Genomic DNA, 20,701 nt, shown 5'->3' on the forward strand with positions numbered 1-20,701 from the left:
AGGATGACCAACGCTTTCACGCCCATCGAAATCCTTCGTCCGACCGTCCTCGAGTTCGGCTGCGGCACGATCGCCGCCGCGGCGCGCTTCGCCGAGCGCATCGGCGCCAAACGACCGCTCGTGATTTCCGACCCGTTCAATGCGCGCCGTGTCGACACGCTGGCGCTGCCGGGTGCAGTGAAGGTGTTCGGCGAGGTCAAGCCCGAGCCGGACCTGCCCAATCTCGACAAGGCCGTGGCGATGGCGCGCGACGTCAAACCCGATCTCGTCGTCGGCTTCGGCGGCGGCAGTGCGATGGATCTCGCCAAGCTGGTCGCGGTGCTGTGTACCTCCGAGGCGGCCTTTGCCGATATCGTCGGTCCCGAGAAGGTGGCCGGCCGCAGCGTGGCGCTGATGCAGATTCCGACGACGTCAGGCACCGGCAGCGAGGCCGGCACCCGCGCGCTCGTCACCGATCCCGTCAGCAAGAACAAGCAGGCGGTGCAGAGCCGCTTCATGCTGGCGGATATCGCCATCGTCGATCCGGACCTGACGATGACAGTGCCGAAGGAGGTCACTGCCGCCACCGGGGTCGATGCTCTGGCGCATTGCGTCGAGGCCTATACCAGCCGCAAGGCGCATCCGGCGATCGACCTCTACGCGCTCGAAGGCGCCCGGCTGGTCGGCCAATATCTCAAGCGCGCGGTCGCCGACGGCGGCGATCGCGAGGCGCGCGCCGGTCTGGCGCTGGCCTCGCTGTACGGCGGCTATTGCCTCGGACCGGTGAACACGACCGCCGGCCATGCGGTGGCCTATCCGCTCGGCACACGCCATCATGTGGCGCACGGGCTCGCCTGCGCAGTGATCTTCCCGCATACGCTGGCGTTCAACATGCCGGCAGCCGAGGCGAAGACGGTGGCGGTGCTGGCGGCACTCGGACTGCCGGCGCAGGGCGATGCGAAGGCTGCATTCGAGGCGACTTATGGGTTCTGCAGGAATCTCGGAATCGAGATGCGGCTGTCCGCACTCGGTGTGCCCCGGGACGATCTCGGCGTGATGGCTGGCGAGGCGCACGCAATTCGGCGCCTGCTCGACAACAATCCGCGCGACCTCGGCCGGGATGCGATCCTGAGCATGTACGAGGTCGCGTTCTAGCCATCTCCGCGCACGCGCGCGGCGGCCAATCAACAACAGGAAATGCAGAGGAAACTTCGATGAGATCGATATGGCTTGTTCTTGCCTCGGTCGTGCTGCTGGCGACGTCGCCGGCGAAGGCCCAGGACGGCTATCCGTCCAAGCAGGTGACGGTGATCGTTCCCTTCGCCGCCGGCGGCACCGCGGACATTTTCGCACGTATGGTCTCGAACCATCTGCAACTGAAGTTCGGCAAGCCGTTTGTGGTCGAGAATGTCGGCGGCGCCGGTTCGATCCTCGGCGTGACGCGGCTGGCGAAGTCGGCGCCTGACGGCATCACGCTCGGGCTTGCCAGCACGTCCGCGCTCGCCATCAACCCCACTCTCTACGGACCGAAGCTCAGTTACCAACCCGACAAGGATCTGGCGCCGATTGCCCAGATCAGCGTGGTGCCCAACGTTCTCGTCGTCAACCCCGACAAGATCAAGGCGCGCACCGTGCCGGAGTTGATCGCCTATCTCAAGGCGAACCCGGACAAGGTCTCGTTCGGCTCGGCCGGCGTCGGCACGTCGCAGCATCTTGCCGGCGAGTTGTTTCAGCAGATGACCGGCACCAGGATGGTGCATGTGCCCTACAAGGGCTCGAGCCAGATGCTGACGGATCTGCTCAGTGGCCAGATCGATCTGGCCTTCGACAACGTGCCGCTGCTGCTACCGCAGGTGAAGACCGGCCAGCTCGCGATGCTTGCGACCGCAACGCCCAAGCGCGCCGCCTTCGATCCGGAAACGCCCGCGGTCGCCGAATTCCTGCCCGGCTTCGAGGCCGTCGCCTGGCATGGCTTCTTCGTTCCCGCCGCGACGCCGAAGCCGATCGTCGAAAAGCTCTCGGCCGAGATCCGCGCCTTCATGCAGCAGCCGGAGACGGTGCAGAAGATGGCCGAGCTCGGCGCAACCGCGGCTGCGGTGGATTCCGAACCGTTCGCGGCCTACATCGCCGCGGAAACGGCGCGCTGGAAGAAGGTGATCGAAGCCGCGAACATCAAGCTGGAGTAGCTGTCCGCGGGATCTCCGGGGGAGGCACGCAGCCCATCCACTGCAGCGCTTGCCAGCCCACGGCCGAGCGGGTAGAACGCTGCCACGCCTGAGCCGTGATTTGCGCTGAATGCGCTTCCGGCCCCAGCCGGGCTATTCAATAAGCCATTGAATTTGTTCGGCTATTCCGTTGGGGAATGGTGTAACGGTAGCACAACAGACTCTGACTCTGTTTGTCTAGGTTCGAATCCTAGTTCCCCAGCCAATTCCGGCGCCTTTCTGTTTCGCCCGCTGCGCCGTGTCGGCGTTGCCTCGAATTTCTGCGCGCCGGATTCTTTCCTTTTTTCGCTGCTGATTTCTTTTTCTTCGTTACGGCCTTCTTCGTCTTGGCCAGGGTGAAGGGGCGAGCGGCCATGAAGGCCGGATTGCTGGCGCCCACCAGCGACAGTTTGGGTGACTGATCCGGCGGCATCTTGGCGCCGATGGCGGTGTGGAAGCGCCGGTAAGATCCCTTGAATGTCCCGCCGTTCCAGACCGCCTTCAGCGTTCCCGTGAACAGGCCGTTGAATGTGCCGTCCTGCGAGAGCTGGTTGTCCTGGCAGCCGGAGATCAGCAGCACCGACGCCTTGACGTTGGAGAAGGCCTCGGAAAGATCGCGTCGCTTCAGGATCGGATCATAGGTCTTCCTGTTGGCCTGGTAGACGCGCAGCGCCATCTCGTCCGGCATCGCGCGATAGACGGTACCGAGGACGGTGCGTGCCCTGGCTTGATAGTGCAGGGCTTTGCTCACGCTGCCGCTATGACAGCTATCCGAGAGCAGCAGAATGCGCACGCCGGCTGCAAATGCGCCCCATGAGGAATACAGCTCGTCATCGACCAACTCGCCGTCGTAGAGGCACCAAGTCTCGTCCTTGCCGTCAGGCTCGTCGCCGTTGAGGTCTGGCAACTGACCGCCGTGGCCCGAATAGGTCAGGAAGAACATGTCGCCGGATTTAAGGGACTTGGCCGCTTGCGCGATGCCGCCCAGGACGGCCGCGCGTGTCGCCTTGCGGGTGATGAGCCTGGTCGGCGCGAAGCCGCTTGTGTGGGCGAGATCCGCCATGTCGTTGGCGTCTGCTTCGCAGGCGTTGAGAGGACCGCTCCAGCCTTCGTAATGCTGCGGATCGACCGCGTTCAATCCGATGTGCAGCGACATGCCTGTTGCCATGATTACTTCTCCAAAGCCTGATCGCGTGTGCTTTGCTATCTCTTCTTTTTCGTCGCCTTCTTTGTCGCCGGCGCCTGCTTGCGCCTCGTCTTACCCGGCCGCCTGGACGGTGTTTTCGCAGCAGGCTTGGCGGACGCCGCGCCTTGCGAATTGCCCCACGGCACAGAAGCCGCACAGCGAACCTTGGCGCCGACCAGATTCGGCGTCTGGCTGTATCGCATCCGCCTCAGTTTCTCCGTGACGAGCTCGTTGAGCGTCTCGAACGAGGGATTTTCGCCCTTGGCCCTCAGCTCGCGCAGAGTGCTGGCCATGGAGTAGGTGTAGATGCCATAAGACGTCACGCCATCCCGGTATTCGTAGGAGAGCTGCTGCTCCTGACAGGCCTCGAGCAGGATCGGCATGTACGGCCCGAGATGGTCGAGCTCCTTGCGCGTCTTGTCGTAATCCTTGTCCGGCTTGGTTCGCAGCATCATCGCGCGCCCCAGCCGTTGTGTTGCCCCGTTCTGCCCGAGGAAGTCGGCTCCATTCTTTCTGTCCTTCAAGCTCCTGTTCAGCGGCGTGAAGTCGCGCGGCACCCACATTCGCTCGGCGGCATCCCATTTCAGCGCACGGTGGCGGATGTCGTCCGGCGGGCTCAAACCCCGGACACGAGGACCGCCATCGCGCGTCATCCCGCCCGAATGGCAGCAATCGAACATCGCCACGAAATAGCTGTCATAGGGCAGTTGCGAATACAGCTCGGCGAACTGGCGGTCCAGAATGGCGTGGGCCGGGGACCAGTCGAAATCATAGGGAACGAGACATTCGTCGACGTGATCAGGCTCGCCCCGGATGTTGTAGCGGGCAATTTGGGCGCCGTGCCCCGAATAGAACAGCATGCGCTCGTCACTGCCACGAACGCCGTCGAGCAACCAATGCAACCGGTCCATGATCCCTTGCGTCGTCGCGCGGTCGTTGAGAACGATGCGGATATCTTCCGGCTCGAAACCGCTCTCCTGGAGCACCGAGCTCATCAGGAACACATCGTTGACGCAGCCTTCGAGCCTGCTGGCCGGGTCAGGATAGTCGTTGATGCCGATCAGCAGCGCGCGGCGGCCGGGTTTGACAGCAAGGCTCGCCATCTCGCGCGCAGCGCTCACGATCGCGCGCGAGGCAGGCGCCGGAGCGCCCTCATGCCAGACCGTCGCAACTGTGCTGGTGTGCGACAGGTACCATGTCGCATCGTGATTGAGCGCGTCGTTGGGAACGTCGAAGGACACGACGACCTGCTGATAATTATCCGCACGAATGTCGAGCGGATAGGTCAGCACGTGATCGCCGGGGTTATAGAGGTGGTACCATTTTCGGCAGGTTAGGGGCTGAATGCGGCCGGCAAAGACGTCGCGCACCGCCGGGTTGCCGATTTGCGAGCCGAAGCTGACGAAGATCGCGTCCTTGATCGCGTCGCCGTCGTGCAGGAAGGTGTCGTAGCAGATCAGCGAGCCGAGGCTGTGCGCCAGGACCATGTCGTAGGTCTTGCCGTCGATCTTGTCGAGAATGAGCCGGCGGAGGTCCTTGCGGAGCTGTTCGTCGGTTGACCACTGGGCGATCATGCCTGCGGTCCATTTGATGACGGCAGGGATGTCGCCGATGCCACGTGCGCCAGTCAGGAGGTCGCCGATGCCGTGAACGACCGCGCTCGCCAGCAGCTTGGCCGCGGCCGCGGCGTAGGTGAGGGAATTGAGCGGGGCCTTCTCGAACAGATCGTCGTAGCGAACGAAATCAATCTCGAGCTGGACTCCCTGGTCGACCTGCTCGACGGCACGCGTGATGACTTCGGACCAGGACTGCTGAAACCCGGCATCGATCTCCGCGTGACCGACGCCGTGGACGCAAAGCAACGACAGGCGGGTGCTCATGAAAGCGGCCTCCTCAAATACAATCTGAAATAGCGGCTGTGTGGATGCAAACGTCAGGGATGATGTCACGGAGCCGCGACGGGCGAATGTGAAGTAGCGCACGAATTGCTCGCGACAGTTTGCCTCACCTTGTGGGTGCCACGACGAGTCGGGCCGCCGCGCGCTGGATCGTCCTCCGGACACACAACCCAAGGAGATCCGTGATGCCCTATGTCGATGGTTTCGTGCTGGCCGTGGCAAAGGACAACATCGAGGCGTACAAGGCGCTGGCGACAACAGCCTGCGCCATCTGGATGGAGCACGGTGCGCTCGATTATGTCGAATGCATTGGCGACGACGTGCCCTATGGCGAGCTGACCTCGTTTCCGCGCGCGGTGATGGCGAAGGAGGACGAGATCGTGGTGTTCTCATGGATCATCTATCGCGACCGGGAGACTCGCGACGCCGTCAACAAGAAGGTGATGGCGGACCCGCGGCTGAAGTTGGAGGGCATGCCGTTCGACGGCAAGCGCATGATCTATGGCGGCTTCACGACGCTGCTGAGGGCGAGCGACCCCGTGAAGTGAGGGCGCTGACCAGCCCCACATATCGGTGCTTGCCCATGCAGCAGCATCGTGGCTAGCCGTTTCACTTGCCGGCTACAGCCTTTACGTCAAGGACGGCGATCTCGTGCATGACCTCAGCATCGGCGGCAGTCACCAGATCGTCCGCTCGGAGCGCTAGGTGCCGTCGGGCGCGCGGCGGCTCGGCGTGCATGTCGAACGTCTCGTGCGCAAGGAGCCGCCGGCCAAGGGCTCGCGTACCGGCGTCACCGGCGTCACCGGCTACACGCGGCTGATCGACGGCGAGCCCGCGGGAGCGCTGCAGACCCAGCTCAGATTCCACATGCTGATCTCGTGGTCCGGCCTCGACATCGGCCGCGACAGCTCGGTGTCGCATTACGATGCGCCGTTCGAATTCGAAGGACGCTCTCGCGCGTCACTGTCGTCATGCACGACGACCAGAAGCTCGACGGCGACGCCGTCGGCAACGCGCAGATGGCGCGGCGGTGAACGCGCGAAAGAGCTACTTGATCTTGTCGTAGGCCGCCGCGAAATCGCCCAGCGGCATCGGGATCGCGATCGTTTCCTTGGCCATGTTCTGGAAGGAGACCTTCAGCTGCTTGCCTGACCTTAAAGTGGCCAACAGGTCTGGTGCGATCGGCGTCGATGCGTAGCAGCCGCGGTTCTCGCAGGTCTGGATTGGGAGATCGACCGTCTTGCCGTCGTCGACCTGGAGCTTGGTCCCGATGGGAAGGTTAAGGCCAAGCGGCAATTGCAGCAGCGCCACGGGTGTGCGGGTGTCGGGCGCGATGCGGATGTTGATCAGGACGACGGTCTGGCCGGTCTTGGTGAGCACCGCGTTCTGCTCCATCGCGCATTCGAGCGGTGCGTCGCGGCTGACGCTGGTGCAGCGCACGACCCAGCCGGGCTGCTGCGCCACAGCGCCGTCAGCCTGCGGCTGCGTCGGAGCGGGCGCAGGCTGTGCCGCCGGGGCAGAGGGAGTCGCGTTCTTCTTGGCGCCTTGCTGGGCATACGCGCCACCCGCAGACAACAGGACAGCGGCGACAAGGGCGACAAGTCTGGATTGCATGGGCATGGCAAGACCGCGTTGACGTGAACCAAGGGCCTCGCTGTAACGTCGTGAGGCGTGCGGTGCAAGCTGCTACTCGGCAGCTTCCTTAACGGTGCCGTGCTCGACCGTCTCGTCGCCTTCGCCGTCACCCTTACGGCCCCAGCCCGAGAACCAGTTGTTGAGCTCGTCGAGATAGAGATAGACGACCGGGGTGGTGAACAGCGTCAGCGCCTGGCTGACGATCAGACCGCCGACCATGGCGTAGCCGAGCGGCTGGCGAATCTCGGCGCCGGTGCCGTGGCCGAGCATCAGCGGCACGCCGCCGAGCAGGGCAGCCATCGTCGTCATCATGATCGGACGGAAGCGCAACAGCGCCGCCTGCCGGATCGATTCCGCCGGCGTCTTGTGCTCGTCGCGCTCCGCGGCGATGGCGAAGTCCACCATCATGATGCCGTTCTTCTTCACGATGCCGATCAGCAGAATGACTCCGATCAAAGCAATGAGGCTGAACTCGAAGCCGGCCGCCATCAGGATCGCGAGCGCGCCGACGCCGGCCGAGGGCAGGGTCGACAGAATCGTGATCGGATGGATGTAGCTCTCGTAGAGGATGCCGAGGATCAGATAGACCACGACCAGCGCGGCGAGGATGAGGAGCGGCACGGTGCCGAGCGATTGCTGGAACGCTTGTGCCGTGCCCTGGAAGCTGGAATTCAGCGTCGGCGGCGCGCCGAGATCGGCCATCGCCTTCTGCACAGCCTCGGTGGCCTGGCCGAGCGCGACGCCCTGGGCGAGGTTGAAGCTGATCGTGATCGCGGGGAACTGGCCCTGGTGGCTGATCGAGAGCGGGCGGACCGGATCGGTGCTCCAGGTCGCGAAGGTCGACAGCGGCACCTGGTCGCCGGTCAGCGGAGATTTCAGGTAGAGCTTGTTCAGGCTCTCGAGGCTGCCCTGCATCTCCGGCAGGATCTCGAGGATCACCTTGTAGGTGTTGAGCTGGGTGAAATACTGCGTGACCTGGCGCTGTCCGAAGGCGTCGTAGAGCGTGTCGTCGATCAGCTGCGGCTGGATTCCGTAACGCGCTGCAGTATCGCGGTTGATCTTGAGCTGAACCGTGGTGCCCTGGGTCTGCTGGTCGGTCGCAACGTCGCGCAGTTGCGGCAAGGTCTGCATCTTGGCGAGGATCTTCGGTGCCCAGTCGTTGAGCTCGGCGAGATCGGCGTCCTGCAGGGTAAACTCGAACTGGGTGCGCGTCGGCCGGCCGCCGAGCCGGACGTCCTGGGCTGCCTGCATGTAGAGGCGGGCGCCGGACACCTTCTCGAGCTTGGGACGCAGCCGCGCGATGATCTGCTGCGCGGAGGCTTCGCGCTCGTTGCGCGGCTTCAGCGTGATGAACATGTTGCCGTTGTTGCCGGCGCGGCCGCTGCCGCCGATGTTCATCGCGATGGATGCGATGTCGGGATCGTCCATCACGATCTTGCCGAGCTCGACCTGGCGGCGCTGCATCTCCGCGAACGAGATGTCCTGGGAGGCTTCCGAGGTCGCAGTGATCAGGCCGACGTCCTGTTGCGGGAAGAACCCTTTCGGGATCAGCACGAACAGATAGACGGACAGGGCAAGGGTCGCGAAGAAGATCGTGAGCGTGGTGCGGCGCCAGGCCAGGGCATGGTCGAGCATCCATTCGTAACCGCGCAACATCCGGTCGAAGCCGCGCTCGCTCCATTGGTAGAACTTGCCGTGGGTGACCTCGCCATGGGCGCGCAGGAAGCGCGAGGCCATCATCGGCGTCAGGGTCAGCGACACGAACATCGAGACGAAGATCGTCATCGCCAGCACGACGGCGAATTCGCGGAACAGGCGCCCGATGATGCCGCCCATCAGCAGCAGCGGAATCAGCACCGCGACCAGCGAGATGCTGATCGAGACGATGGTGAAGCCGATTTCCTTCGAGCCCTTGAAGGCCGCCGCCATCGGCGATTCGCCTTCCTCGATGTAGCGCGTGATGTTCTCCAGCATCACAATGGCGTCGTCGACGACAAATCCGACCGCGATGGTGAGTGCCATCAGCGACAGATTGTCGAGCGAGTAGCCGAACACCCACATCAGCGCGCACGCGCCCAGCAGCGCCAGTGGCACCGTGATGGTGGGAATGACCGTTGCCCAGAAGCTGCGCAGGAAGATGAAGATGACCATGACGACCAGCGCAATGGTCAGCAGCAGCGTGAACTGGACGTCTTCGACCGCGGCGCGAATTGTCGTGGTGCGGTCGCTGATGACCTCGATCTTGATCGCGGGCGGGATCGCTGCGACGAGGCGAGGCAACGTCGCCTTGATCCGGTCGACGGTCTCGATGACGTTGGCGCCGGGTTGCTTGAACACCACCAGGAACACGCCGCGCTTGCCGTTGGCCCAGGCCGCCTGCTTGGCGTCCTCGGGGCCGCTGACCGCCTGGCCGATGTCGCGGATTCGCAAGGGACCGCCGTTGCGATAGGCGATGATGACGTCGTTCCAGTCCTTGGCCTGGGTGAGCTGGTCGTTGGCGTAGATCGTGTAGGCGCGCTTCGGGCCGTCGATGTTGCCCTTGGGGCTGTCGACCGTGGTGATCGCGATCTGGCTGCGCACGTCCTCCATCGACAGGCCCTTGGCGACGAGCTTCGCCGGGTCGATCTGAATGCGGATCGAGGGCTTCTGCTGGCCGCCGATGAAGACCTGCGCGACGCCCGAGAGCTGGCTGATCTGCTGGGCGAGCTGGGCATCGACCGCGTCGCTGACGCTGGTCAGCGGCATTGTCTCGGAGGTTGCGGACAACAGCAGGATCGGCGCGTCGGCCGGGTTGACCTTGCGGTAGGTCGGCGGCGAGGGCAGGTTCTTCGGCAGCTGACCGCTCGCGGCGTTGATGGCGCCCTGCACGTCGTTGGCGGCGCCATCGATGCTGCGGTTGAGGTCGAACTGGATGGTGATCGACGCGGTGCCCAGATAGCTCGTCGAGGTCATCTGGGCGATGCCCGGGATCTGGGCGAATTGCCGTTCGAGCGGTTGGGCCACCGACGAGGCCATGGTCTCGGGACTGCCGCCCGGCAGATTGGCGGTGATCTGGATGGTCGGGAAGTCCACCTGCGGCAGGGGCGCGACGGGCAGCAGAGGATAGGCGACGAGACCGACGAAGAGAATGCCGGCCATCAGCAGCGAGGTGCCGATGGGATAACGGATGAAAGGTGCCGAAATCCCGCCCGCGTTCATTCCTGTCGAACCTTGTTCTGCGCCGGATCCGTACTCGCCACGGCCGTGGAGACGAGGCTTCCGGGCTGGACCTTGAATTGGCCCCCGGTGATCACCTGCTGCCCGGGCGTCAGCCCTTCGTCGACGACCGAGCGTCCGTCAATCGCGTAGCTGACCTTGATCTTGTGCACCTCGGCCTTGTTGTCCTGATTGACGGTATAGGCGTAGAGGCCGTTGGTGGAGTGCTGGACCGCGTCATCCGGGACAACGGTCGCATCCTTCAGAGTGCGCACCAGCAGGCGCGTCGACACCGACTGCCCGGGCCACAGCGCGTGGTCCTTGTTGTCGAACACCGCCTTGAGCCGGATCGTGCCGCTGCTGGTGTCGACCTGGTTGTTGATGACGGCGAGCTTGCCCTCGGCCAGAGTCTTCTTGCCGTCGGTGGTGAAGGCGATCACCCTGAGCGCGCCGGCCTTCTGGCCCTCGCTGATATAGGGCAGCTGGTCTTCTGGTGCGGTGAAGATCACCGAGATCGGCTCGACCTGCGAGATCGTGACGATGCCGGTCTGCGTCGAGGAATTGACGATGTTGCCGACGTCGACCTGGCGCAGGCCCGCGACGCCGGTGATCGGCGCCTTGACCTGGGTGTAGTCGAGCTGGGTCTGCGCGTTGGAGATCGAAGCTTCGTCGGCGGCGATCTGCGCGGTGAGCTGGGCGACCGTGGAGCGCTGGGTGTCGACCCGCTGTGCGGTGGCGAATTCGCCGAGTTTCATGGCGCGCTGGAGCTCGAGATTGGCGTTGGCCAGATTTGCCTCGTCCTGCGCCTTCTTGGCCTTGGCCTGGTCGAGCGTGGCCTGATAGGGGCGGGGATCGATCGAGGCGAGGAGCTCGCCCTCCTTGACGATCTGGCCTTCGGTGAAGGCAATCTTGTCGATCTGCCCATCCACCCGGGTCCGGACTTGGACGGTGTTGAAGCCCGCAACCGTGCCGAGACCGGTCAGGTAAACCGGAAAGTCCACCTTCTGGACCGGCGAAACGCTCACGGGGACGGCGGGCGGGCGCTGCGGCCCCTTCTGTGCGGTCTGGGTTTTTCCAGCGTCGGGCGAGCCGAATTTCTGCCAACCATAGTAACCCGCGGAGGCCGCGGCCGCGATGATCAGAATCCAGAGGATCGGCCGGGACTTTTTCATATCGTCTCGTGTCGGCTCTTGTGCCTTAAGCTACGAATTGTGAGGCAATCATAGGGTTCCAGCGCGCTTGTATAATACACGCCAAGTTCCAGTGTAAACAGCACTATCGGCTGAGAATCCTAAACAATTGGAAAGCTTTGCACTGTCTAGGCAGCTCCGTGTCACTACGGTGTGCAGTGCTGCATTCTCCCGCCACGAACGATCTGCGAGCAAATCTTGTGCAATGCTCGGAAGCGGTGTGCGCGGGATAGGGATGTGCTACGCGGGGCGGCTCCCAAGAACGGTTCTAAGTCGCGCAGAGGCCGTTTCGGTTGTCAGGAAATTCGGCATCGGTCATATCGGCGCTCCACAACGGGAGCGCAGCATGGACGAACTGAACGGCAAGCTGATCGCGTGTCAGATCCTGATCACGGGACTGATCGCACGCGTCGCCAACGAGCAGCGTGATCCCTTGCGCTTTCTCACCGACTTCCGCGACGAGATCAGAGCCGTCGTCGGCGGCGTCAACATTGCCGGCATGGACAACAGCGATCGCGTGCGCGCGGTGGCGCAGAAGACCGTCGATGAATTGTTCTCGCTGATGAAGCCGCCGAGCCGTGATTGACGATGCGCGCGCGACCGCCGAACTCGCGCTCTCTTTAGAACAAATCCAATCTCGATTTAGAACGATTTCAAGCTGCAGTTTAGAATCGTTTTGATCTGGACTTATTCAAGGGTTCTCGCGGCTTGCTCGCATTGACCCGCTATTTTGCGGCCGATACCAACACTCCAATCGCTCATCGAAGTGAATGGGCGAACTGGAATATGGGGCGTGTTGGTAATGGGGCAGGTGGTCGCACCGAAGTCGTTGCGTTCGGTCGCAGCATTCGATGAAAAGTTCACGGGCGTTTCCGGCAAGAAGGTTTCGGCTGTCGCGGGCCTGATCGCGGCAGCATCGGTGTCGAGCGGCGCGGAGGCGCAGCAGTCGAACCTGCCGCCGGTAACGGTCGATGCGCCGGTCGCGCGTCCGCGCCCGGTGGCTTCGAAGCCGACGGCGGACCAGGTCCGCGCGCGCAATGCGCTTCGCCGCGCCGCGCAGCGGCAGCAGGCGGCGCAGCAGACCGCTCCCACCGTTCCAGCCGGCGAAGCCGATCGCAATCCCTATTCCGATCCGGCGGCACCCTACAAGGTCGACCACGTCCAGGCCTCCGGCAAGTTTCCCGAGCCAATGCTGAACACGCCGAAGACCATCACCGTGCTCAGCAAGGAAGTGCTCGAGGACAAGAACGCCACGACGCTGAAGGAGATCGGGCGCTCGACCGCCGGCGTGACGCTGGGATCTGGGGAAGGCGGCAACGCGTTCGGGGATCGCTTCTTCATCCGCGGCTTCGATGCGCGCAACGACGTCTTCATCGACGGTATCCGCGATCCCGCGGTCTCGATCCGCGAGAACTTCTTCACCGAGCAGATCGAGATTCTGCGCGGGCCGGCCTCGTCCTACGCAGGCCGCGGCACCGCCGGCGGTGCCATCAACATCGTCACCAAGCAGGCTGGCGACGTCAATTTCAAGCGAATGGACACCGAGTTCGGCACCGACCGGACCAAGCGGGTCACGCTCGACGTCAACCAGGTCATCGATCCGACGTTCTCGGTGCGCGCCGGCGGCCTGTTCCAGGACGCCAACGTCGCCGGCCGTGATTACGTCACCGACAATCGCTGGGGTTCGTTCATCGCGACCAAGTATACCCCGACCAACGACATCAAGATCACGACGAACTACGTCCACACCGACCTCAGCGGCTATCCTGATTTCGGCGTGCCCTACTACAAGCAGGGCAACGTCCCGGTGACGTCGGCGGGCATTCCGCGTGGTAACTGGTACGGCTTCCTCAACCGCGACTTCCAGACCGCGCGGCAGGATTTCGGCACCGGCACGATCGAGTACAAGGTCAACGAGGCCATCACGCTCAGCAGCAAGGTGCGCGGCGAGCACTCGCTGCTGAATTATATCGGCACGCTGCCGCAGAACCCGGTTACGACGAGCCCCAATCCGCTGCTCTGGACGACGACGGCCAGTGCGCAGAGCCGCTACCAGAACGTCGACGTGTGGGCCAACCAGAACGAGGCCACGTTCAAGCTCAACACCGGCGGGGTCAAGCACACCGCGGTGTTCGGCGTGGAATATGCCAACGAGAACATCTCGATCGACCGTTACACCGGCCTCTCGTCGGAACTGTTCGGCGGCGGCTCGACCAGCAGCGGGGCGGTCCCGGGGGTCAACCTCTACTCGCCGCAGTACACCTACATTCCCTTCAGCAACACGCCGTCGCTGGTTGGAAATCCGACGCGCTATGGCGTCAACACCAGCAGCGTCTACGTCATGGACACCGCGAACTGGCAGGACACGATCATCGTCAATGGTGGCGTGCGCTACGACGGTTACAGCCAGAGTTCGTCGACCAACGCGGATCATCTCAAACAGAATGCCGATCTCGTCAATTACAACGTCGGCCTGGTCTACAAGCCAATGTCGATCGGCAGCCTCTATGCGGCCTATGCGACCTCGGCCAATCCGTTCGGATCGGAGCTTGACGCGACCGCCACCGACTACGGCGGCATTCCTGCCAACACGGCTATCTTGCTCGGGCCGGAGCGCAACAAGGCAGCCGAACTCGGCACCAAATGGGAGCTGGCTGATCGCCATTTGCTGGTTAGCGCCGCGTTGTTCCAGACCACGAAGGACAATGCGCGCGAAACCGTCAGCGGCCTGCTGACTTCGGGCGCTGCCTACAGGATCCAGGGCATCGATATCGAGGCCGAAGGCAAGATAACCGATCGCTGGAGCATCTTCGGCGGCCTAGTGTTGATGCAATCGAAGGTCACGCAGAGCGGTCTCGCCTCAAATCTCGGCCTGCAGCTTGCCAATGTGGCTCATCAATCGTTCAGCATGCTGACCAAGTACAAGTTCGACGACGGCTGGGAGCTGGGCGGTCAGGCGGTGTACCGTTCGAAGGTGTATGGCGGCACGTTCGCGGCCAATACCGGCAACGAGTTGCCGAGCTACTGGCGCTTCGACGCGTTCGTCGAGAAGAAGATCGACAAGAACTGGACAATGAAGTTCTACGCCCAGAATCTCACCAACAAGCTCTACTACGATACGCTCTATCGCAGCGCGGTTCCCTTCGTCGCGGTCGCGCCGGGGCGGGCGTTCTACCTCATCACGACGGCGAAGTTCTGATCATGTTGACCTGCCTTCCTGGCGTTCTGAGCAAGGATGATGTGGCGGATTTCCGCCGCATCATGGACGCTAGCGAATGGGAGGACGGCCGTTCCACCGCCGGCTCGCAGTCGGCGATGGTCAAGCGCAACGAGCAATTGCCGCCGGACGGCGAGGTCGCGCGCAAGCTCGGCAACCGCATCATTACGGCGCTGACCTCGAACCCGCGCTTCATCGCGGCGGCGATCCCGCTCCAGATCTTCCCGCCGCTGTTCAACCGCTATGCAGCCAGCAGCGGCCACCATTTCGGCCTGCATGTCGACAATGCCATCCGCGGCGACCGCCTGACCGGCCTCCGTATCCGCACAGATCTGTCGGTGACGCTGTTCCTGGCCGAGCCGGAGGAGTACGACGGTGGCGAACTTGTGATCGAGGACAGTTACGGCTCGCACGAAGTCAAGTTGCAGGCCGGGGACTGCGTGCTCTATCCCTCGACCAGCCTCCATCTGGTCACCCCGGTGACGAGGGGAACGCGGGTTGCGTCTTTCTTCTGGCTTCAGAGCATGATACGGGACGATCAAGCCCGGAGCATGATCTTTGACCTCGACACCGCGATACAGGCGCTGGTGGAACGGCTCGGGCGTGACGATCCCGAAACGGTCAAATTGACGGGTATCTATCACAATCTCATTCGCTACTGGGCCGAAGTATGAAGATCATGTCCTTCCAAGCAAGCCTTGCCGCAGCTCTGGTGCTGGCGGCCGCCTGGCTTGCATCCCCTGTTTCTGCCCAGACACAGGCCGCGCCCGCGGCACCGGTCCAGTCGACGGCTCAGCCGTCCGCGGTCAGCCCGGCCCCGGTTGTTGCTCCGCCTGCGGCGCCCCAAGCTGTCGTGTCCGCGGCTGCAAAGTCCGATACGGCAGCCGGCATCGCGCCCGCCATGAAGGAATTGTCGCCCTGGGTGATGTTCCAATCGGCGGATATCATCGTGAAGGCGGTGATGATCGGGCTCGCCTTTGCGTCGCTCGTGACCTGGACGGTGCTGATCGCCAAGTCGATCGAATTGTCGATCGCCTCGACCAAGCTTCGCTCGGCGCTGAAGAAGATCGCGGAGGCGCGCTCGCTCGCGGAAGCGCAGATGGCGCTCGGCGCCAAAGCGGGGATACTGCCGTCCTTCCTGGCCGCGGCGCTGCGGGAGGCGCGGATGTCGGCCGGCCTGTCCAGTGACACCGGCATCAAGGAGCGGGCGGCTTCGAGCTTCTCCGAGATCATGCGCGCGGAGGCGCGGCGCATCCGCGTCGGCATGGGTGTGCTCGCGACCATCGGCTCGACCTCGCCCTTCGTCGGCCTGTTCGGCACGGTGTGGGGCATCATGAACAGCTTCATCGGCATCTCGAAGTCGCAGACCACGAACCTCGCCGTCGTCGCGCCCGGTATCGCCGAGGCGCTGCTCGCCACCGCGATCGGACTGGTCGCCGCCATTCCCGCCGTCATCATCTACAATTACTTCTCGCGCGTGACGAAGAGCTATCTCGAGCTCGTCAGCCGTGCTTCGGGCGCTGCGGGACGGTTGCTCTCGCGCGATCTCGACCGCAGCCACGGCAGCGTGCATTCGCGCGCGGCGGAGTGAATCATGGGCGTATCGCTCGCAGACAATGATGACGACGACGATTTCGGCGAAACGCATGAAATCAACGTCACGCCGTTCATCGACGTCATCCTGGTGCTGCTGATCATCTTCATGGTCGCAGCGCCGCTCTCGACCGTCGACCTGCCGATCGATCTGCCGACGTCGAGCGCGACGCCGCAGAAGAAGCCGGACAAGCCGACCTATCTCAGCATCAAGCCCGATTTGACGCTTGCCATCGGAGAGAACCTGGTCCACCGCGCCGAGTTGATCGGCACCCTCGACGGCCTGTCCGACATGAGCAAGGACAAGTATGTCTTCCTGCGCGCCGATCGCTCGGTGCCGTATGGCGAGTTGATGGGCGTCATGGAGCTGTTGCGCTCAGGCGGCTATTCACGGGTGAAATTGGTTGCGCTGGAAGGCGCTCCGGGGGCGCCCGCGGCAGGCGCCGCTCAGCCTTAGAGGCCCGCGATGTCGGACGAGTCCAGACCAGCCCGGACGCTTTGGATTTTTGCAGCGGTGGCGGCGCTTGCGCTCCATCTGGGCGGTGCCGCGCTCGCACTGGCGCACTTGCGGGCCGATGACGGCGACGACGGCCTCGGCGCAGTCGGCGCGGAGTTCGCGGTCGAGATGGCTTCGCCGAAGGCGCCGGACACCGACCTTCCCCCGGGGCCGGATAGCGAAGCAATGCAGGAGCAGCAGGCGCTTCCCGAGCAAAAGGCCGAGACCAAGGAAACCGAGCTTCCAAAGGATCAGTCGCAACAGGTCGACGATCCCGATCGGGTCGTCACGGAGAACATCTCGAAGAAGCCGCAGGACGAGGATCCGAAGATTGCAGCGGTCGAAACGCCCGCTGCGGAAGCTTCGCCGAAGTCCGCTGCGACGGCGCGGCAGACGCTCGATGAGGACGCGCGCGAGGCCGAGAAGGCGCTGGCGCCTGTGCTGGGCATCGGCAAGGACATTCTGAAGCTCACGGCGGACTGGAATCGCAAGATCAGCGCGCATCTCGCGGCCCACAAGGTTAACCCCGAGGGCAAGGAGCCCAACAATCAGAAGGTCAAGGTCAGCTTCGCGATCAACCGACGGGGCAACGTGCTTTCAGTCGACGTTGTCGAGTCGTCCGGGGATGCAGCTTACGATGCAGCCGCGATCTCGATTGTCCGCAAGTCCGATCCCATTCCGCAGCCGCCTGCCAGCCTGACTGACGACCGGTTCGAGCGCACCGTCGACATCATCTTCACACCGCCGGACGCAAAGAAAAAGAAGAAGACGGCTCAGCGCCAGTAGAGCCTGATCCCAACATAGACCACGACTAGGCAGGCGAAGATCAGCGCCACCGGGAGTGGCCGTTTCTGAGTTGCGTCCGCGGTCGCTGCCCCGAAGAAATTAGCCTTCCTCGGCTTCGGTTCGGGGCGGCGGAAAGCGGTAACATTGTCCGCCGCCGGTTCGGCCGCCCGGGGACGGACGTCGGGCGGGGTTCCCGCGCCGCCCATCTCGGCATAGTAGGCCTTGTAGATGGCGCCGATGGTGGCCTCGGTAGCCTCACCCTCGTTCATCTGTGCCTGCAGGTTCTTGTAGCTCACGAGGAATTCCTGCGCCCCCGGAGGCAGCGCCGACGACCCGTTGAGCTTGGCCATCATCTTCCAGGTGGCGAAATCGGCGCGGGCGCGGGTATCGGCGCGTCGCGCGATCAGCATGTCGGCAGCTTTGACCAAGTCGGCCTCGAGCCCTTCGGCTTGTGTTCGGGTGTGTTGCTGTTCAACTAAGCATTGCCGGTCAGAATGAGAACAGCCTGAATCACATAACCGGTCAACGTTCGCAGTATTGCTGAAATAACATCAAGATTTAGACCGAACTGGGAGCCTGCCAGCGGTAGCAGGATCAGCAAGCCGATCAGGATCAGCATCCCGAAAGGCTCGAGCCGCGCCAGCGGCAGGGCAAGCGGCTGGGGCAGCAGCCCCACCGCGACGCGCCCGCCGTCGAGCGGCGGGATCGGCATCATGTTGAACACTGCCAGCACCGCGTTGATCAGCAGTGCGTTCTTGAGATTGTCGAAGATCCATTGCGCCGAGTTGGCCGGAGCCCAGGGCAGGGCGTGCAGGGCAAGAGCTGCGGCCAACGCCAGCAGGATGTTGGTGGCGGGCCCGGCCAGCGCCACCCACACCATGCCGAGCCTGGGGTTGTTGAGTTTGCGAAAATTCACCGGCACAGGCTTGGCGTAGCCGAACAGGAACGGCGAATGCGCGAACAGCAGCATCGCCGGCAATATCAGCGTGCCGAACGGGTCGATGTGGCGGAGCGGGTTGAAGCTGACACGGCCGAGCTGCCATGCGGTGTCGTCACCGAGACGATATGCGACGAAGGCGTGCGCAGCCTCGTGGAAGGTGATGGCGAGCAGCAGCGGCAGCACCCACACCGAGAGGTCATACAAAGAAATGTTCACGGCTCTCGTCCGTCCCGGTTGCCTGCGGTCATGCAGCCGACCCAGCCAACCGGCGGTGCAGCAACGCTTCACCTCAACATAGGGTGGCCGGTTCCGAAATGCCACGCCGCAAATGATCGGCGCCCCGAACCTGCCGTGCAGTCGTGCAATTCATGCAGGAATGGTCCCCGGATATTGCGTCAGCCCGTCGTCGAGCTTCAGCCAGGCGAGCTTCTCGGAGACCCAGATGTGCTCGGTCGGCGCGAAGGCGTTGCGATCGTCGAACGTCGTCAGTGCGACGCCCGCCAGCGTGCCGTTGCGCCGCCAGGAGAACAGCCGCGTGCCGCAGCGTTTGCAGAACACGCGGTCGATGTTCTCGGACGACGCATAGCGGGCGATGTCGCCCTCGACGGTCAGTGCGCGCTGGTCGAACTGCGCGCGGACGAAGTAGGGCGAGCCCATTGCCTTTTGGCATATGCGGCAATGGCAGATGCGAACGTTGAGCGGCTCGCCTTCCGCCTTGAATCGCACCGCGCCGCACAGGCATCCGCCTTCTCTGACCATGACGCCCTCAGTAAGTTGCGCGCCCGCCGGAGATGTCGAACACGGCGCCGGTCGAAAACCCGCAGTCCTCGGATGCGAGCCAGCTCACCATCGCGGCCAACTCCTCCACCAGCACGAAGCGGCCTTTCGGAATCTTCGACAGCATGAAGTCGATATGCTGCTGCGTCATCTGGTCGAAGATCGCGGTCTTCGCAGCCGCGGGCGTCACCGCATTGACGAGGATGTCATGTGCCGCCAGTTCCTTGCCGAGCGACTTCGTCAGCGCGATCAGGCCGGCCTTGGACGCCGAATAGTGCGAGGCGTTCGGATTACCTTCCTTGCCGGCGATCGAGGCAATGTTGATGATGCGGCCGTATTTTTGGTTGAGCATCGCGGGCACGATCGCCTTGCAGACGATGAAGGGGCCGTCGAGGTTGATGCGCAGAACTTTCCGCCATTCCTCGAGATCGGTCTCCCAGACCGGCTTGTTGACCCCGGCAATGCCGGCGTTGTTGACGAGGATGTCGATCTTGCCGAAGGCGGCAAGCGTGGCGTCGCGGGCCTGCTCGACGGCCGCGGCATCGGTGACGTCGACCTTGAAAACGCGGGCATTGTCGCCGATTTCCTTTGCCGTCTTCTCGGCGAGGGCTGCATCAAAATCCCAGATCGCGACTTTGGCGCCGGAGGCGACGAAGCGCTGAACGATGGCGCGGCCGAAGCCCTGCGCGCCGCCGGTGACGATCGCGACACGGTCGTTGAGATCGATCTTGTTCATGCTGGATGCCTTCTGGATGCCTTGGCGTCAGAGCATGTAGCCGCCGTCGACGACGAGGTCGACGCCGGTGGTGAAGGCGCTCTCGTCACTGCCGAGATAGACCGCCATGGACGCGATCTCGTCGGCGGTGCCGAGCCGGCCCATCTTCTGGCGGGAGACGAACATCTCCTTGCCCTGCGGCCCTTGCGCCGCGGCGCGGTCGAGCATCGAAGGCGTCTCGACGGTGCCAGGGCAGATGCTGTTGCAGCGGATGCCCTTGGTGATGAAGTCGAGCGCGACCGCGCGCGTCAGCAGCGACACCGCGGCCTTCGAGGAGCTGTAGACGTAGCGGTTGGCCGGCGGCCGCAGCGCCGCGCAGGAGGAGATGTTGACGATACTGCCGCCGCCGCCCGCGAGCATGTCCGGCAGGAAGGCCCTGATGGTCCGGTGCATCGACTTGACGTTGAGGTCGAACGAGAAATCAAAATCCTCTTCCGAACACTCGAGAATGGTGCCGTGATGCACGAAGCCCGCTGCGTTGAGCAGGATGTCGACCTTGCCGACGCGCTTGGCGAAGGCGTTGACGTCGGCGGTGTTGCGAACGTCGAGCTTCGCGGTCTCGGCGATACCTTCCTTGGCCAGGCTCGCGATGCCGCTCTCGTTGATGTCGGTGGCGATGACGGTCGCGCCTTCACGCGCGAATGCGACGGCGCATGCGCGTCCGATGCCTGCCGCTGCAGCCGTGATGACGGCGCGCTTTCCCTTGAGGCGGTCTGCCATTTTTTCTTCTCCCTTGCCTGAAAGTTCTATCGGATCGTCATTGCGAGAAGCACTTGCGACGAAGCAATCCAGACTGTCTCCGCGGAGATAGCTCTGGATTGCTTCGCTGC

The 20,701-nt window shown here is 63.5% G+C and carries 20 protein-coding genes and 1 tRNA gene; 11 read left to right on the plus strand and 10 right to left on the minus strand.

The window, feature by feature from the left end; all coding sequences use genetic code 11:
• Positions 1-3: 3 nt before the first annotated feature.
• The 3 genes from IVB45_RS15055 to IVB45_RS15065 all read left to right on the plus strand — a co-directional run bounded on the left by IVB45_RS15055 (position 4) and on the right by IVB45_RS15065 (position 2,409).
• A complete protein-coding gene (locus tag IVB45_RS15055; protein ID WP_247360460.1) occupies positions 4-1,134 on the plus strand; it encodes an iron-containing alcohol dehydrogenase in 1,131 nt (376 codons plus the stop codon).
• A gap of 59 nt (positions 1,135-1,193) precedes the next feature.
• A complete protein-coding gene (locus IVB45_RS15060) occupies positions 1,194-2,165 on the plus strand; it encodes a tripartite tricarboxylate transporter substrate binding protein (protein ID WP_247360461.1) in 972 nt (323 codons plus the stop codon).
• A gap of 170 nt (positions 2,166-2,335) precedes the next feature.
• Positions 2,336-2,409 (plus strand) — tRNA-Gln (locus IVB45_RS15065).
• Here the strand turns inward: IVB45_RS15065 and IVB45_RS15070 are convergent.
• On the minus strand, positions 2,395-3,351 hold the full coding sequence (locus IVB45_RS15070) for a caspase family protein (RefSeq protein ID WP_247360462.1): 957 nt from the start codon (positions 3,349-3,351) through the stop codon (positions 2,395-2,397). The genes IVB45_RS15065 and IVB45_RS15070 overlap by 15 nt on opposite strands.
• A 35-nt stretch (positions 3,352-3,386) precedes the next feature.
• On the minus strand, positions 3,387-5,249 hold the full coding sequence (locus IVB45_RS15075) for a caspase family protein (protein ID WP_247360464.1): 1,863 nt from the start codon (positions 5,247-5,249) through the stop codon (positions 3,387-3,389).
• Between the two features lie 203 nt (positions 5,250-5,452).
• Here IVB45_RS15075 and IVB45_RS15080 point away from each other — a divergent pair, with 203 nt between their 5' ends.
• Positions 5,453-5,815 (plus strand): DUF1428 family protein, encoded by a 363-nt coding sequence (locus IVB45_RS15080; RefSeq protein WP_247360465.1) that lies wholly within the window; start codon positions 5,453-5,455, stop codon positions 5,813-5,815.
• A 157-nt stretch (positions 5,816-5,972) separates the two neighbouring features.
• Entirely contained in the window at positions 5,973-6,419 is a 447-nt protein-coding gene (locus tag IVB45_RS15085; protein WP_245287857.1) for a hypothetical protein, read from the plus strand.
• Here IVB45_RS15085 and IVB45_RS15090 read toward each other — a convergent pair.
• The 3 genes from IVB45_RS15090 to IVB45_RS15100 all read right to left on the minus strand — a co-directional run bounded on the left by IVB45_RS15090 (position 6,315) and on the right by IVB45_RS15100 (position 11,269).
• On the minus strand, positions 6,315-6,887 hold the full coding sequence (locus IVB45_RS15090; RefSeq protein WP_027569522.1) for an invasion associated locus B family protein: 573 nt from the start codon (positions 6,885-6,887) through the stop codon (positions 6,315-6,317). The genes IVB45_RS15085 and IVB45_RS15090 overlap by 105 nt on opposite strands.
• A 66-nt stretch (positions 6,888-6,953) precedes the next feature.
• A complete protein-coding gene (locus tag IVB45_RS15095; protein ID WP_027569523.1) occupies positions 6,954-10,100 on the minus strand; it encodes a multidrug efflux RND transporter permease subunit in 3,147 nt (1,048 codons plus the stop codon).
• Entirely contained in the window at positions 10,097-11,269 is a 1,173-nt protein-coding gene (locus tag IVB45_RS15100; RefSeq protein ID WP_247360467.1) for an efflux RND transporter periplasmic adaptor subunit, read from the minus strand. The genes IVB45_RS15095 and IVB45_RS15100 overlap by 4 nt, the downstream gene beginning before the upstream one ends.
• 364 nt (positions 11,270-11,633) lie before the next feature.
• Between IVB45_RS15100 and IVB45_RS15105 the strand changes: the two genes are divergently transcribed.
• The 6 genes from IVB45_RS15105 to IVB45_RS15130 all read left to right on the plus strand — a co-directional run bounded on the left by IVB45_RS15105 (position 11,634) and on the right by IVB45_RS15130 (position 17,379).
• Complete coding sequence (locus IVB45_RS15105) at positions 11,634-11,873, plus strand: hypothetical protein (RefSeq protein WP_247360469.1); 240 nt, start codon at positions 11,634-11,636, stop codon at positions 11,871-11,873.
• 216 nt (positions 11,874-12,089) lie between these two features.
• On the plus strand, positions 12,090-14,486 hold the full coding sequence (locus IVB45_RS15110; RefSeq protein WP_027569526.1) for a TonB-dependent receptor: 2,397 nt from the start codon (positions 12,090-12,092) through the stop codon (positions 14,484-14,486).
• Positions 14,487-14,488: 2 nt separating this feature from the next.
• Positions 14,489-15,178: a Fe2+-dependent dioxygenase gene (locus IVB45_RS15115; protein ID WP_247360470.1), complete on the plus strand. Its 690-nt coding sequence runs from the start codon at positions 14,489-14,491 to the stop codon at positions 15,176-15,178.
• Complete coding sequence (exbB, locus tag IVB45_RS15120; protein WP_247360471.1) at positions 15,175-16,095, plus strand: tonB-system energizer ExbB; 921 nt, start codon at positions 15,175-15,177, stop codon at positions 16,093-16,095. Before IVB45_RS15115 ends, exbB begins: the two co-directional genes overlap by 4 nt.
• A 3-nt stretch (positions 16,096-16,098) precedes the next feature.
• Positions 16,099-16,554 carry a TonB system transport protein ExbD gene (exbD, locus tag IVB45_RS15125; RefSeq protein ID WP_247360472.1) on the plus strand — a complete coding sequence of 152 codons (456 nt, stop codon included), beginning with the start codon at positions 16,099-16,101 and terminating at the stop codon, positions 16,552-16,554.
• Positions 16,555-16,563: 9 nt separating this feature from the next.
• Complete coding sequence (locus tag IVB45_RS15130) at positions 16,564-17,379, plus strand: TonB family protein (RefSeq protein ID WP_247360473.1); 816 nt, start codon at positions 16,564-16,566, stop codon at positions 17,377-17,379.
• Here the strand turns inward: IVB45_RS15130 and IVB45_RS15135 are convergent.
• The 5 genes from IVB45_RS15135 to IVB45_RS15155 all read right to left on the minus strand — a co-directional run bounded on the left by IVB45_RS15135 (position 17,367) and on the right by IVB45_RS15155 (position 20,591).
• A complete protein-coding gene (locus IVB45_RS15135; protein WP_247360689.1) occupies positions 17,367-17,789 on the minus strand; it encodes a hypothetical protein in 423 nt (140 codons plus the stop codon). The genes IVB45_RS15130 and IVB45_RS15135 overlap by 13 nt on opposite strands.
• A 65-nt stretch (positions 17,790-17,854) precedes the next feature.
• Entirely contained in the window at positions 17,855-18,535 is a 681-nt protein-coding gene (locus IVB45_RS15140) for a site-2 protease family protein (RefSeq protein ID WP_027569531.1), read from the minus strand.
• A gap of 150 nt (positions 18,536-18,685) precedes the next feature.
• Positions 18,686-19,078 carry a GFA family protein gene (locus IVB45_RS15145; protein WP_247360474.1) on the minus strand — a complete coding sequence of 131 codons (393 nt, stop codon included), beginning with the start codon at positions 19,076-19,078 and terminating at the stop codon, positions 18,686-18,688.
• A 7-nt stretch (positions 19,079-19,085) separates the two neighbouring features.
• Positions 19,086-19,832 carry an SDR family NAD(P)-dependent oxidoreductase gene (locus IVB45_RS15150; RefSeq protein WP_247360475.1) on the minus strand — a complete coding sequence of 249 codons (747 nt, stop codon included), beginning with the start codon at positions 19,830-19,832 and terminating at the stop codon, positions 19,086-19,088.
• A 27-nt stretch (positions 19,833-19,859) separates the two neighbouring features.
• Positions 19,860-20,591 (minus strand): SDR family oxidoreductase, encoded by a 732-nt coding sequence (locus tag IVB45_RS15155; RefSeq protein WP_027569534.1) that lies wholly within the window; start codon positions 20,589-20,591, stop codon positions 19,860-19,862.
• Positions 20,592-20,701 lie beyond the last annotated feature (110 nt).

This window comes from Bradyrhizobium sp. 4 (assembly GCF_023100905.1).
Lineage (GTDB): Bacteria > Pseudomonadota > Alphaproteobacteria > Rhizobiales > Xanthobacteraceae > Bradyrhizobium.

What these genes read in the sequence shown, in the direction of transcription:
- IVB45_RS15115 (WP_247360470.1), top strand. Translation starts at nt 14,489, where the DNA reads ATGTTGACCTGCCTTCCTGGCGTTCTGAGCAAGGATGATGTGGCGGAT.
- IVB45_RS15070 (WP_247360462.1), bottom strand. Translation starts at nt 3,351, where the DNA reads ATGGCAACAGGCATGTCGCTGCACATCGGATTGAACGCGGTCGATCCG.
- IVB45_RS15145 (WP_247360474.1), bottom strand. Translation starts at nt 19,078, where the DNA reads ATGGTCAGAGAAGGCGGATGCCTGTGCGGCGCGGTGCGATTCAAGGCG.
- IVB45_RS15095 (WP_027569523.1), bottom strand. Translation starts at nt 10,100, where the DNA reads ATGAACGCGGGCGGGATTTCGGCACCTTTCATCCGTTATCCCATCGGC.
- IVB45_RS15135 (WP_247360689.1), bottom strand. Translation starts at nt 17,789, where the DNA reads ATGCTGATCGCGCGACGCGCCGATACCCGCGCCCGCGCCGATTTCGCC.
- IVB45_RS15155 (WP_027569534.1), bottom strand. Translation starts at nt 20,591, where the DNA reads ATGGCAGACCGCCTCAAGGGAAAGCGCGCCGTCATCACGGCTGCAGCG.
- IVB45_RS15090 (WP_027569522.1), bottom strand. Translation starts at nt 6,887, where the DNA reads ATGCCCATGCAATCCAGACTTGTCGCCCTTGTCGCCGCTGTCCTGTTG.
- IVB45_RS15060 (WP_247360461.1), top strand. Translation starts at nt 1,194, where the DNA reads ATGAGATCGATATGGCTTGTTCTTGCCTCGGTCGTGCTGCTGGCGACG.
- IVB45_RS15150 (WP_247360475.1), bottom strand. Translation starts at nt 19,832, where the DNA reads ATGAACAAGATCGATCTCAACGACCGTGTCGCGATCGTCACCGGCGGC.
- exbD (WP_247360472.1), top strand. Translation starts at nt 16,099, where the DNA reads ATGGGCGTATCGCTCGCAGACAATGATGACGACGACGATTTCGGCGAA.
- IVB45_RS15105 (WP_247360469.1), top strand. Translation starts at nt 11,634, where the DNA reads ATGGACGAACTGAACGGCAAGCTGATCGCGTGTCAGATCCTGATCACG.
- IVB45_RS15130 (WP_247360473.1), top strand. Translation starts at nt 16,564, where the DNA reads ATGTCGGACGAGTCCAGACCAGCCCGGACGCTTTGGATTTTTGCAGCG.
- IVB45_RS15080 (WP_247360465.1), top strand. Translation starts at nt 5,453, where the DNA reads ATGCCCTATGTCGATGGTTTCGTGCTGGCCGTGGCAAAGGACAACATC.
- IVB45_RS15100 (WP_247360467.1), bottom strand. Translation starts at nt 11,269, where the DNA reads ATGAAAAAGTCCCGGCCGATCCTCTGGATTCTGATCATCGCGGCCGCG.
- exbB (WP_247360471.1), top strand. Translation starts at nt 15,175, where the DNA reads ATGAAGATCATGTCCTTCCAAGCAAGCCTTGCCGCAGCTCTGGTGCTG.
- IVB45_RS15110 (WP_027569526.1), top strand. Translation starts at nt 12,090, where the DNA reads ATGGGGCAGGTGGTCGCACCGAAGTCGTTGCGTTCGGTCGCAGCATTC.
- IVB45_RS15075 (WP_247360464.1), bottom strand. Translation starts at nt 5,249, where the DNA reads ATGAGCACCCGCCTGTCGTTGCTTTGCGTCCACGGCGTCGGTCACGCG.
- IVB45_RS15055 (WP_247360460.1), top strand. Translation starts at nt 4, where the DNA reads ATGACCAACGCTTTCACGCCCATCGAAATCCTTCGTCCGACCGTCCTC.